We start from the raw sequence: 12,939 nt of genomic DNA, 5'->3' as shown, positions 1-12,939 counted from the left end.
TTTTTTATTCTCACTTTTTATCACGGATAGCTGATTCAGACAACATTTCTTGCCCAACCAAAAATGTGTTTATTCGGCCGAAGTAAACACTTCTGAAACATCATCGTCTTCTTCTAATCGTTCAACTAACCGATCCAGCTTTTCTTGCTGCTCTTGATTCAATTGAATCGTCGTCTGAGGCACCATCGTAAGCTCAGCCTGGGCTAAAGTAAAGTTATTCTCTAATTGATCACGAACACGAACAAAGTCTTCTGGAGCGGTGTAAATCTCAAAAACTTCCGGCAGAATCTCCATGTCTTCTGCACCAGCCTCTAATACATCTTCAAACAACGTATCCTCATCTACCGACAATCCTTCACGCTCGATTGCGATATAGCCTTTACGATCGAACAAATAATTCACTGAGCCAGTCTCACCCAAATTACCGCCATTACGATTAAATGCTACGCGTACATTGGTTGCTGTTCGATTGCGGTTATCTGTAAGCGTGTGGACTAAGATCGCTACACCACCAGGTCCATAGCCTTCATAAGTGATTTCATCGTAATGTTCACCTTCGCCTGCTGAAGTTGCTTTTTTAATAGCACGATCAACATTATCATTCGGCATATTCGCTGACTTGGCTTTATCGATCACTAAGCGCAATGCAGGGTTCGTACTCAGATCAGGACCTCCAGCTTTAGCGGCCATATAAATTTCTCGCGATATTTTTTGAAAAATTTTCCCTCTCTTCGCATCTTGAGCATTTTTACGCCCTTGAATATTGTGCCATTTGCTATGTCCTGACATGGTTCATTCCTCCAATTACTTTTTGATCTCTATTATTGTTCGCCTGAAACACTTTTTCGTCAAGAATAAGCCAATCACCGTTTTTTCCGAATCATTTGATACATCAAAATAAGAACACACGCTGTCAGCGCACCACTAGCATCTAGCATGACATCTTGGAACAACGGTGTCCTTCCTCCAGTCAACATTTGGTGAAATTCATCGATCGCCGCATACCCCGTTGCTGCTAGCCAAGCAAAAAACAGACTTAAGACCGATGACTTTTGTTTCAATTTTGGCGATAATCCTAAGTATAAGCTGCCTCCTAAAACAAAATACGTCATGAAATGAGCTGCCTTACGAATAAAGAATTCAATAAATTTATCGTAGCCAGTTGCTGAAAGACTGATTTCACTGCCAGCATAATCAAAGGAAATCCGGTTCAGCGTCTCTTTTAACGGCTCATGAGCCAAATATTTTTGGATCAATGAGACTTGGCTCTGTTGCTGGTAAGTCATCGAAGAACTGATGAATAAAATGAGCATCATCAAGCCAGCCAGTGCTAAATAAAAATTACCATTTTTCAATTGTTTCCGCATGATTTCCTCCATAAAAAAAACCGGTACGAAATTCGTACCGGTCATGATTGATAAATTGAATTACATACGAACCGCAAAACTTGGTGCGAAGTAGCTTACAGAACTTACTGTAACTGTTTCGCCTGGTTGTGGCGCGTGGATGTATTGTCCGCCGCCCATTGCGATTGCTACGTGATATGTGCCGCCAGGAGAACCCCAGAAGTATAAATCGCCAGCTTGCGCTTGGTCAACTGAGATTTGTGTTCCTGCTGATTCTTGAGGAACAGTCCAGCCACCAATTTCACGGCCAGTCGCTTGACGGAAAACATATGAAGTAAAACCAGAGCAGTCAAATCCTGATGGTGTTTTTCCACCCCATACATATGGTGTACCGATATATTTCATAGCCTCTGCAACTACTGATGAACCATTTCCAGATGGTGCTGGAGCTGGTGATGGTGTTGCAGGAGTCGGTGTTGCTGGTGTTTGATTTTCAGTTGAACCTTGGTTGCTGCTTGAGTTTCCATTATCAACTGGTGTTGCTGGTGTTGCTTCTTCGCTAGATGTTTCTGTTGAAGAAGGTTCAGTTGTACTTGGTTGTGTTTGTTGTTCGCTTGAAGATTCAGTAGAAGATTCAACTGTCGTACTTTCTGTTGCTGAAACTTCAGTAGAAGATTCGACTGTTGTGCTTTCTTCTGTTGAAGTACTTTCAGTTGAAGCATTTGCTGCTTCTTCTTGCGCTTTACGATCAGCTTCTGCTTGTGCATCTGCTTCAGCTTTTTCAGCTGCTGCTTGAGCTTCCGCAGCTTTGCGAGCTTCTTCTTGGATACGTTCTTGTTCTTTGATTGCAGCTTCTTGTTTTTCTTTCAAGCTTGCTTTTTCATTTTCAGCAGTTGCTTGTTCAGCTGCTAAAGTCGTTGTTTGAACATTCAAATCTGCTTGTTTTGTAATCAATTCGCCTTTTTGGCTTTCTAAGGCAGCTTGGTTTGCAGTGATTTGTTCTTGTTGTTTTTGATTTTCAGTTTGTTTTTGTTCAACTTCTGCTTTGTCCGCTTTTTGTTGCTCTACTAGGTCATTATTTGCTTTAACGATTGTTGACATCGCTTGAACACGGCCAACAGCATCACTGAACGATTCAGCATTTAATACAACATCGATAACATTCGTTGACGATTGTTTTACTTGAACGTCGCGCGCTTGCTCTTTAATCGCCGCTGAACGTTTTTCAATCCGTTTTTGCAGTGTTTCGATTTGTTTTTGTAATTCTTGTGATTTTTGTTTTAATGATGCTTGTTCGTTTAACAAACCTTGTGCTTTGTCATTGATTGAAGCGACTTCGCCTTCTAGTGCACTGATTTGTGATTGTGCATCTGTTTGTTGGTTTTGTAAACTTGAAATTTTTGCATCTTGGTCAGCGATTTTACTATCAAATTCATCGGCAGAAGCTGCGGCTGGAGCTGCTAATGCGCTTAATGTTACTGAACATACCATTAATGCTGATAACAAACTTTTTTTCACTCTTATGTCCTCCGACTACTTAATCTTTTATTTTAGAATTTTATTAGACTTTTTTCTAACACATTTATGAGTTTACCATAGCTGTATGTCATCTATATAATAGCTTTGTTACAAAAATATTTCATTTTACTTTTCCTAAGTTACAGATCCCAACAAAAAAACAGAAGATCTGCTCTTCTGTTTTTTTATTATTCAATTTTCTTATGCTTCAAGCTCTTCTGGTCCGATCAGTATCTTTTCTAATGGGAAGATCAGAATTACAAATATTAAAATATTGAACAGCAAGGTTGGTCCTAAATAACGCGGAACAAAAAAATCGCTGCTGATTCCAGTCAATCCAAAAATCGTCTGGAGCAATAAACTGATTGATTCAAACAGCGTCACACTGATGATGATCGTAAAAAATAGTGTCAAAATATTTTGCTGAATGGTTTTTCTAAAAAGATAAAACAACATAACTAGCAACGGGAAAATCACTGCATAGATCCCGACGACCCCAATATAATACAAGTCGTATAAGATTCCTAAAACTAATGCAGTCCCTAATAAAAATCGCTCGTTGACGACCCGAGAAACGATCAATAACACTAACAGCGCTAAATGAGCATTGGCAACATACGTATTATTCATCAAATTTGTCGCTAGCTGTGTCACGTGTGCATCGAACAAAAATAATAGAAACAATAGAACTGGTGTGATTTTTTTTAAAGTTGTCCGTCTGATCATTCCGTTGCTCCTACCATTCTTTGGATGATCGTTACAACTGAAATATCATACATCTGCGCATACGGTTTAATGTATACTTCACGATTTAAGCCGTAACTATCTGGTTTTACTTTAATAACCGTCCCAACCGAAAGATCTGCCGGTGAGTTTCCGCCAAGACCAGAAGTTTGGACGATATCGCCTTCTTTGATATCTTGTTCACCTGTGATCTCTGATGCGATCAATTGCTGTGCTTTGACATCGTATTTGTTTAAAACGCCAAAAGAATTGCCGCTGGCTGAACTTATCTTCACTGGAAAATGATTGCTGCTTTTGTTATCAGAAGTCAATAATTGAATTTTGGAAGAATGAGCATTCACTTCCATCACACGCCCAATCAAGCCTTTCTTAGACATGACTGCCATGTTTCCTTCCACACCATCACTGCTGCCTTTATCTACGATCAGCATATCTTGCCACGTATCTGGGGAACGAGTAATCACATTAGCAGTAACTTTTTCATAGCTCGTCAATGTTTGATTCAATTCAAGTTCGTCTTTCAAACGTTCGATCTCTTGCGCCTGATTTTTTGTTTGCTGTTTCACTTCGTCGTATTGATCGACTTCATTTTTTAATTTCTGATTTTCCTCGTAAGTGTTGAGTAAATTGGAAATCGATTGGACACCATTATTAAGCCAACGTCCAGGTGCAGTAATTACTTTATCAACTACGCTGATTGTGTCATTCACAGCTGATTGAACAATATTTGTCTTGCTATCTCTTGCACGACTTGCTGCAGTAATCGAGATCGTCGTTACTACAATGATAGCAACAATTAATATGATAATGATATTCTTATTTGGATTAGACTTTCTCACTTAGGCACCTCTGAACGCTATAATATAGATTAAATTTTACCACTAAATGCAGGGATTAAAAAGGATGGGCGATTGATTTTAGAGAATTTTAGGATCTCACAGTCAGAAACAAAAAAGAGCAGCAGATTCGCTTCAAAAAAACGATTCTGCTGCTCTTTTAAACATCTCTGCTTTGGATCACTGCAATGATGCCATCAGAAAAGCTGACCTCAGCAGTGCCTGTTAAAAACTCATTGCTGGCTAAACTAGTCGGTTGCAAAAAATCGACTTCAGAAAGTTCATATTTCACATTCTTCAGTGTTAATTTTTTTACCGGTGTCAAACAGCAAAAAGCTAAATAGTTCATATGAGGCGCTTTAATGATCTGATGATTTCCCGGCAGCAGATAACTCACTCTATTTCCTTGATCTGCGATCTGAATCTGCGCTGCAAAAGGCAAAAAGCGCGGTTCAACTCCTAGCCATAAATTGGCCAGCAGATGATCCAAACGTCCGCCGGTTGCCCCGATCAACGTAACTTCTGCTTTAGGAAATCGTTCAAAGGCCGTGACTAATGCTAATTGCGTATCGGTATCATCCTTTTCAGCAGGCGAAGTCAGTACTTCAGCAACTTGGCTGAAAACTTCATTTTTTTCCGCTTCATTCAGCGAATCAAAATCTCCAATCGCTAAATTCGGCACGATTCCTCGACGCAAAAGAAATAGACTGCCGCGGTCAATCCCGATGACTTGATCGAACTCCGTTGATAGATCAGGCCAGTGACTAGGGTCACCACCTGCAACAAGTAAAATCTGCATTAATCGATTGCTGCTCGCAAAGCATTGATTTTTTCTTGTGGATTCTCTGCGTCATAAATATATGAACCGGCGACGAAAACATCTGCTCCAGCTGCAGCACATTTTTTAGCTGATTCTGGTTGGATTCCGCCGTCAACTTCGATCTCATAGTGATAACCGTGTTCTTTACGCAGACGATCTAATTCTGCAATTTTTTCGACTTGACTCTCGATGAATGATTGACCACCAAATCCTGGATTGACCGTCATCACTAAGATTTGATCGACATCAGCTAAAACATATTTGATTGCATCTACCGGTGTCCCTGGATTCAATACTACACCCGGCTTCACACCAGCCGCCTTAATCATTTGGATTACTCGATGAATATGCGGTGTTGCTTCCACATGAGCCATGATGATGTCTGCTCCAGCCTTAGCAAAATCATTGATATAATTTTCTGGATTGGCGATCATCAAATGAACATCTAATGGTAATTTAGTTACCGGACGCAATGCGCTCACGACAACTTGACCAAAAGAAATATTCGGTACAAAATTTCCATCCATCACATCCACGTGGATATAATCGACACCTGCTTCTTCAACCATTTTTACTTCTTCGCCTAACCGTGCAAAATCAGCACTTAAAATTGATGGGGCAATTTTCATTGTTTTTACTCCTCCATTTAGTTTCATGTATTTTTATTTCTCCTTTTGGAAAAAATAAGTCGATTTTTTTGTTCTACATACTCTGCTGAGTCAAAAAAGACATCAGCAAATGTCTTTGATTCTTAAACAAACGCGCATGTCTCATGCTTATTTCTTTTTATAAATTGGACGGCGCTTTTCGATTTCCTGCAAAAATTGCAAGTAATTATCGTAACGGGTTTGAGCGATCTTGCCTTCTTCCAGCTGCTGTTTTACGGCACAGCCGGGTTCTTTTACATGACGGCATTCTCGAAACCGACAAGCTCCAGCCGCCGCGCGAAATTCAGGAAATTCTTTAGGCAGTTCTTCAACAGAAATCGTCAAAAAATCGATCGAGCTGAACCCTGGAGTATCCGCTACCAATCCACCAAACAGCTCCAACAGTTCTACATGCCGTGTAGTATGGCGTCCTCGACCTAATGAATCGGAGATCTCTCCCGTTTTCAGATCCAATCCCGGCGAGACGTCATTTAACAACGTCGATTTTCCAGCTCCAGATTGTCCCATAAAAACTGTCAATTTATCCGCAAACAGATCCGTCAGTTTCTGTTTGTCTTGTTCCCCGTCGATCACGGGATAACCTAAAGGTTCATAAACCGAACGAATTTCCTCCACCAGCTTTTGATCGGCTACTAAATCAGTTTTTGACAAATAGATGATGGGGTGAATATTTTTATTTTCTAGCGTAACTAAAAAACGATCCAACAAGTTATATGACAAATTAGGTTCAACCAAACTGGTCACGACTACCCCTTGATCCACGTTTGCGACCGGTGGACGCACCAAGTCATTTTTTCGCGGCAATAGTTCAAGAATATACCCTTCACTATTTTCCTCACTGCTGAAAATCACTTCATCGCCAACTAGAGGGGTCAGTTTCTTTTTACGAAAATTTCCTCGGGCACGTGTCTGATAACTTTTTCCTTCACTAGCAACATAATAAAAACCGCTAAGGGCTTTACGAATCTGTCCTTTGATCCGGCTCATCTCCTTTTTGTAGGAATTCTTTCCAAACGAAAAATCACTCCAAATTGTCTACTGAAAACTTCACACATAAAGGCACGATCCTTTGATCCATTCGTCCTTTTGAATTTTACTTTCATTGTAGCATACTTCAAAAACAATTACAGTACAAATAACCTAAAAAGGGAGTATGACAAAAATTTTGTCATACTCCCTTTTTCAAACTAGCTGGTGTTCTAGAAGCACCTTTAGAAATCAGGCGAAATTTCACGAAAATTTGAAAAATAGTTTACGAAAATTTTGACTGATTCTTGAAGTTATCCACTTCTGTTACAATCCCATTTTTTCTACGGCACTGTAATTGTTTCGGCTTTTTGTACATTTTTTGTAACGGCTGATTTACCATTTCGACGGACTTCGATTGTACCTGATCCACCCTCAGCAACCGTTACAGAAACCGTCTGTTCTGTCGACGGAGTATTTTTATCCAATTTGAAATCTAAAACTGACGCCGCAGTTGAATTCTTTTTGTCTTTCAACAATACTGTGATCGTATCTTGCTGATCATCCGAACCTGTAAATCCAGCTGAAATCGTTACATCAAAAGTCGTTTCTTTCTCTTCAGGTCCTTTAGAAATGTAAACATTCACCGTATCGCCTGCTTTGAGTGAGGTCGACCCAGCGCCAGGATCTGTTCGGATAACTTTTCCAGCGGCTACTTCATCTGAAAATTCCTGCTGTTCAGAATAATTCAATCCCAGATTTGAGATGATTTCCTCTGCCGCGGCTTTGTCCTGATTAGCTAGATCATCTAATTTAATATAAGCCGTACCAGTACTGACTTTTAAGGTAATTTCATCTTTAGTCGTTACTTCTGTTCCGCTGACCGGATTTTGACTAATCACTTCTTCCGCCGGTACCGTTTCACTCGATTCATCAACTCGATTGATTTGGCTTTTAGCGATTCCTAGTTGCAGTAAGCTTTGTTCTGCTTCCTCGTACGTCATTTTATCGTATTTGCCAATTTTAAATGTTTCCGGACCAGCAGAAACTTCCAGAACGATCTCATCTTCTTTAGGACTGACTTTTGAACCTGCTTTAGGCGTTTGACTGATTACTTCATCCGCTGGAACAGATTCATCGTTGACCTTTTCGATTCGAATATTTTTATCTAAAAAACCAATCTTATTCAAATCTTCTTTTACATCATCGATCAGTTCGCCAGCGTAATCTTTTATCGTGACTTTTTGAGTACCTGAGCTGACATATAAGCGAACCGAGCGGCTTCTTTTGATCATAGTGCCCGCCTCAGGATTGGTTTTAACGATCCGGCCTTTTTTGATCGTGTCACTCGGCACTTCGTCTGTCTCACTGTCAACCGTTAACTTGGCAGCTTCTAACGCCGAGCGTGCTTCGGTTTCACTCATATCTTTTACTTGTGGCACAGCAATTTCTGCTGAACTGGTTAACAGATAGGCGGCTGTTCCGCCAAATGCCAACAAAAACAACAGAGCAATAAAAATAAATCGCTTTTTTCCTTTTTTCTTTTTTGGTTTTTCTTCTACAACCGGCTCTTGTTCTTTAGGCTCTTCTGCTGGAAGAGTTGTTGGCTGAATCGGAGTCAGCACCTTCGTTTCGTCCAGCATCACTGTTGGTCGCCACGGCAATTCATTGACCCGTTCTGGTGTCAGTGAAGTTGCCAGATCGGCAGCCATCTCGTCGGCTGTCCGGTAACGATCAGTCGGTTCCTTCGCAGTCGCATGCATGACGATATTTTCTAAAGCTTGCGGTACTGCTGGATCGAATCCTTTTACTGACGGCATCTCATCTTGAAAGTGTTTCAGTGCAATCGTCACTGCGGACTCTCCGTCAAAAGGTACGTTGCCAGTGATCATCTCATACAAAATGATCCCCAAAGCATAAATATCTGATTGTTTTGTTGCCATACTGCCGCGGGCTTGTTCTGGTGATAAATAATGCACCGAGCCCAGCATAGAGTTTGTTTGGGTCAAAGACGTTTCAGATAAGGCGATAGCAATCCCAAAGTCCGTGATTTTTACCACGCCAGCCTGATCCATCAAAATATTTTGCGGCTTCAAGTCACGATGGATGATTCCGTGAGCATGTGCCAAACTTACTGCGGATAAAATTTGTTCCATGATATCCACAATTTTATTATAAGGAATCGGTGAACGCGTTTGAATATAGCGTTTCAGATCCATTCCTTTCACATATTCCATAACCAAATACTGCATACCGCTTTCTTCATCCACATCATAAACGCCAACGATATTGGGATGAACCATTTCCGTTGCCGCTAAAGCTTCACGTTGAAAGCGCCGAATCGCAGTTTGATCATTTTGAAAATTAAAGCGCAATATTTTGATGGCAACATCACGATCCAAGATTAAATCGCGGGCCAAAAAGACGTTAGCCATACCGCCGCTGCCGATAGTGGCGATGATCTTATAACGTCCATTGACCAACTTGCCTATTTCAATCATGGACGAGCCTCCCCTTCAAAATGGATCAGCAAAACAGTGATATTGTCTGCGCCGCCAGCGTCATTAGCTGCATTGATCAATTGTTTCGTCTTAGCTTCCAATGATTGATCACTTTTCACGATTGCTAAAATATCGGCTTCGCTCACCATATTGGTCAAGCCGTCGGAACACAACAATAAATAATCATTCAGCTGACATTGATGTTGCGAAACATCCGTCTTGACTTCTCCAGCAAAGCCTACAGAACGAGTCAAAACATTTTTTTGCGGATGAACCGCCGCCATTTCTTCAGTGATTTCCCCTGATTTCAATAGTTCATTGACTAACGAATGATCATCTGTCAATTGTTGCAGTTCTCCATTTTGGATCAAGTAAGCGCGGCTGTCACCAACGTGAGCCAAGACAAATTTGTCGTCTAGTAACGCTGTGCTGACGATTGTCGTGCCCATTCCTTGCATCTCTGGATGGAGGATGCCTTCTTGATAGATTGCTTCGTTGATTTTTTGGATTTCTTCTAAAAACCATTGGGTTGCTTCTTCCGGCTGCGCGATCGTTGAGGTCGACCAAGCAGCGCCTAAACCATCGACCGCCATTTTGCTAGCTACATCTCCGGCTAGATGACCACCCATGCCATCGGCTAAGATCGCCAAATACATCCCGGCTTGATTAGTAAAAACATTGGCATAGTCTTGGTTCATATTTCGCCGCTTGCCGATGTCTGATTGAAATTGAATCTCCATCTTTTTGTCCACCTCATTCACCTATTTTTTTCGCATTGCACAAATAAAGAAGCCATCTGTCATAAACATTTCTGGATATAAAACCAACATCTGATCATGGATCGCTGGCTGTAATTTTGCTTCTAAGTCTAATTCGATTTTTTCAAAATCGGGATGTGTTGCCAAAAATTCAGCGACCACTTCTTGATTTTCTGCTGGCGCAATTGTACATGTACTGTATACCATAATTCCACCAGATTTCAATGTCGGTGCGCAATTTTTTAAAATTTCCTGTTGGATAATCGGCAGCTGAACAAAATCTTGCGGTTTTTTCTGATATTTAATATCAGGTTTTCGCCGCATTAAACCCAACCCAGAACACGGTGCATCAACTAAGATGCGGTCAAAACTATTCGGATGAAAATTAGCCGAAGCTTCGCGAGCATCCATTTTTTTCGTCACTACCCTATCGCTTACGCGTAAACGATCCGCATTTTCACGCACAAGCTCTAATTTATGATCGTGGATATCTAGTGCAGTCACTGAGCCGTCGCCTTGCAGCAAAGCTGCGATATGCGTCGTTTTCCCACCTGGAGCCGCACAAGCATCCAGTACTTTTTGACCAGGTTCAACTTGCAATGCTTGGGCAACTAACATCGAACTTTCATCTTGGATCGTCAGCCAACCATTTTGGAACAGCTCACTGCCGGCTAAAAAGCCTTTGTCCGCTACGATACCATAAGGCGAAAGTTCGCTGATTCGTGCTTCGATCCCATCTTCTTCCAACGCTTCGACTGCTTCTGCTCGAGTTAAAAAACGTAGATCAATTCGGGCACTGACCCGACTTGGTTCTAATAAAGATAACCCCATTTCGCGAGTTTTTGCTTCGCCGATTTCTGCGACAAATTTTTCTGTTAAAAATTTTGGTAGACTGATCTCTGTCGCTAAATGTTCGATCGGATCTTGGATCAAATCCAATGATGGAACACCTTCGCGCTGGATTGAACGCAAGACACCGTTGACGAATTTTCCTGTACCGGGATTTCCTTTAGCCTTAGCGATTTCGACGGCTTCATTGATAATCGCATGATCGGGTACCCGATCCAAATAAAGCATTTGGTAAACCGATAACTGCAATAAACTTTTGACCCACGGATCAACTTTTTTCGCTTTTTTGATAAATGGTTCGATGCCATAGGCCAATAAAAGCTGGCGGCTGATCGTGCCGTAAACAAGTTCAGTCAATAACGCAGTATCTTTGCCGTCAACTTGATTTTTTTGGATCAGTTCATTTAATAACAAATTGGAATAAGCACCGCCGCGATTGATTCGTTCAATCGCTTCTAGCGCGGTGAAACGAACGGAACGTAATAACTTTTTAGGAATCTTTGCCATCTACTCTACCTTCTGCCCTTCTGAGACTGCTTGACCGCTGCCATTCAAAAAGGCTTGAACGGTTTGTTTCGCTTTGCCTGCGGGTTGCAGTTCTTCGATTGCGATAACTGTTCCGCTCCCACAAGCGATATGCAATGCTTTTTTAGTTCGAGCAATGATTGTGCCTGGTGCGGCAGTTGTCGTTTCTTCCAATGGCGTCACGTGAAAAATTTTCCAACGTGCCCCAGCGTAAGTTGTAAACGCAACTGGCCATGGGTGCATCCCGCGCACTTGATTGTCCACTTCCTCAGCTGTTTTTTTCCAATCGATTGCTTCTTGTTCACGGCTGATATTTGGCGAAAAAGTCACTTCAGTTTCATCTTGCGGAACAGGTTTCAACTCGCCAGAAATAATTTTTGGCAATGTCTTTAATAATAACTCTTTACCAACTTGGCTTAATTTTTCAAACATCGTACCGACATCGTCTTGTTTGGTGATCGAAATTTCTTGCTGGCTGAAGATACCGCCTGCGTCCATTTTCTTGATCATCTCCATGATCGTCACGCCTGTTTTTGTTTCACCTTCCATGATCGCATAATGCACAGGTGCCCCGCCGCGATATTTAGGCAATAGTGACGCATGGACATTGATTGCACCTAATTTTGGGACTTGTAATAATTTTTCAGGTAAAAATTGGCCGAAAGCGGCAGTAATCAACAAATCTGGTGCTAATTCTTTGATTTTTTCCATTTCAGGTGAGCCGCTGATTTTTTCTGGCTGCAACACTAATAGGTCATGTTTTAATGCCGCTTCTTTTACTGGTGTCGGAGTAATGATTTTTTTTCGTCCTACAGGGCGGTCTGGCTGTGTCACTACCGCAGCAACATCGTAGCCGGCTGCGATTAAACTTTCTAAGATGGGGACTGAAAAAGCAGGCGTTCCCATAAATACAATTTTAGTCATCGGCATGTTCCTCCATATAACGTTCTAAATCTTCTGGTTTGATTTGATCGATGAGTTGATCAATAAATAATTTTCCATCTAAATGGTCGATTTCATGTTGAAAGGCACGAGCTAAATACCCATAAGCGGTAACTTCCATCTCGGACCCTTCGCGATCATAATAACGGACTGTTACTTCATCGGCTCGTTCGACTGTCCCATAGACTTCTGGAATCGAAAGACAGCCTTCTACGTCGATACTGGTTCCTTTCCGTTCAATGATTTCTGGATTAATGAAATCAAAACGATCACCTTCGTCGACTTCTACCACTGCAATACGCAGTTTTTTTCCAATCTGGGGAGCCGCAAGACCAATTCCATCGTGGGCTACCATTGTTTCATACATATCATCCAGCAATGCCACAATCTCGTCTGTGATATATTCGATTGGTTCAGCTTTTTCTTGCAGACGTTGATCTGGATGAATAATGATCGGATAACGCAT

The 12,939-nt window shown here is 41.4% G+C and carries 13 protein-coding genes; all 13 read right to left on the bottom strand.

Annotated features, from left to right (window positions below; all coding sequences use genetic code 11):
* Positions 1–69 precede the first annotated feature (69 nt).
* The 13 genes from FFM68_RS09075 to def all read right to left on the bottom strand — a co-directional run bounded on the left by FFM68_RS09075 (position 70) and on the right by def (position 12,939).
* On the bottom strand, positions 70–789 hold the full coding sequence (locus tag FFM68_RS09075) for a YebC/PmpR family DNA-binding transcriptional regulator (protein ID WP_137619019.1): 720 nt from the start codon (positions 787–789) through the stop codon (positions 70–72).
* A 74-nt stretch (positions 790–863) separates the two neighbouring features.
* Positions 864–1,367 (bottom strand): VanZ family protein, encoded by a 504-nt coding sequence (locus FFM68_RS09070; protein WP_137619018.1) that lies wholly within the window; start codon positions 1,365–1,367, stop codon positions 864–866.
* Positions 1,368–1,427: 60 nt separating this feature from the next.
* Positions 1,428–2,864 (bottom strand): C40 family peptidase, encoded by a 1,437-nt coding sequence (locus FFM68_RS09065; RefSeq protein WP_137619017.1) that lies wholly within the window; start codon positions 2,862–2,864, stop codon positions 1,428–1,430.
* Between the two features lie 201 nt (positions 2,865–3,065).
* Positions 3,066–3,590 carry a rod shape-determining protein MreD gene (gene mreD, locus FFM68_RS09060; protein ID WP_137619016.1) on the bottom strand — a complete coding sequence of 175 codons (525 nt, stop codon included), beginning with the start codon at positions 3,588–3,590 and terminating at the stop codon, positions 3,066–3,068.
* Positions 3,587–4,447, bottom strand: a complete 861-nt coding sequence (gene mreC, locus FFM68_RS09055) for a rod shape-determining protein MreC (RefSeq protein WP_137619015.1) — start codon at positions 4,445–4,447, stop codon at positions 3,587–3,589. The genes mreD and mreC overlap by 4 nt, the downstream gene beginning before the upstream one ends.
* Before the next feature lie 157 nt (positions 4,448–4,604).
* Positions 4,605–5,243: a thiamine diphosphokinase gene (locus tag FFM68_RS09050; protein WP_137619014.1), complete on the bottom strand. Its 639-nt coding sequence runs from the start codon at positions 5,241–5,243 to the stop codon at positions 4,605–4,607.
* Positions 5,243–5,893 carry a ribulose-phosphate 3-epimerase gene (gene rpe / locus FFM68_RS09045; RefSeq protein WP_137619013.1) on the bottom strand — a complete coding sequence of 217 codons (651 nt, stop codon included), beginning with the start codon at positions 5,891–5,893 and terminating at the stop codon, positions 5,243–5,245. The genes FFM68_RS09050 and rpe overlap by 1 nt, the downstream gene beginning before the upstream one ends.
* Positions 5,894–6,040: 147 nt before the next feature.
* Positions 6,041–6,919 (bottom strand): ribosome small subunit-dependent GTPase A, encoded by an 879-nt coding sequence (gene rsgA, locus FFM68_RS09040; RefSeq protein ID WP_137619012.1) that lies wholly within the window; start codon positions 6,917–6,919, stop codon positions 6,041–6,043.
* Between the two features lie 323 nt (positions 6,920–7,242).
* Complete coding sequence (gene pknB / locus FFM68_RS09035) at positions 7,243–9,399, bottom strand: Stk1 family PASTA domain-containing Ser/Thr kinase (protein WP_137619011.1); 2,157 nt, start codon at positions 9,397–9,399, stop codon at positions 7,243–7,245.
* Positions 9,396–10,139 carry a Stp1/IreP family PP2C-type Ser/Thr phosphatase gene (locus FFM68_RS09030; RefSeq protein ID WP_137619010.1) on the bottom strand — a complete coding sequence of 248 codons (744 nt, stop codon included), beginning with the start codon at positions 10,137–10,139 and terminating at the stop codon, positions 9,396–9,398. The genes pknB and FFM68_RS09030 overlap by 4 nt, the downstream gene beginning before the upstream one ends.
* Before the next feature lie 21 nt (positions 10,140–10,160).
* Positions 10,161–11,513: a 16S rRNA (cytosine(967)-C(5))-methyltransferase RsmB gene (rsmB, locus tag FFM68_RS09025; RefSeq protein WP_137619009.1), complete on the bottom strand. Its 1,353-nt coding sequence runs from the start codon at positions 11,511–11,513 to the stop codon at positions 10,161–10,163.
* Positions 11,514–12,455 (bottom strand): methionyl-tRNA formyltransferase, encoded by a 942-nt coding sequence (gene fmt / locus FFM68_RS09020; protein ID WP_137619008.1) that lies wholly within the window; start codon positions 12,453–12,455, stop codon positions 11,514–11,516.
* Positions 12,448–12,939, bottom strand: coding sequence for a peptide deformylase (gene def / locus FFM68_RS09015; protein WP_137619007.1), 492 nt, complete (start codon positions 12,937–12,939; stop codon positions 12,448–12,450). Before def ends, fmt begins: the two co-directional genes overlap by 8 nt.

The organism is Enterococcus xiangfangensis, from assembly GCF_005405365.1.
GTDB classification, from domain to species: Bacteria; Bacillota; Bacilli; order Lactobacillales; family Enterococcaceae; genus Enterococcus_A; species Enterococcus_A xiangfangensis.
The sequence above is the reverse complement of the archived record's forward strand: the minus strand, read 5'-3'. Positions and strand labels throughout refer to the sequence as shown.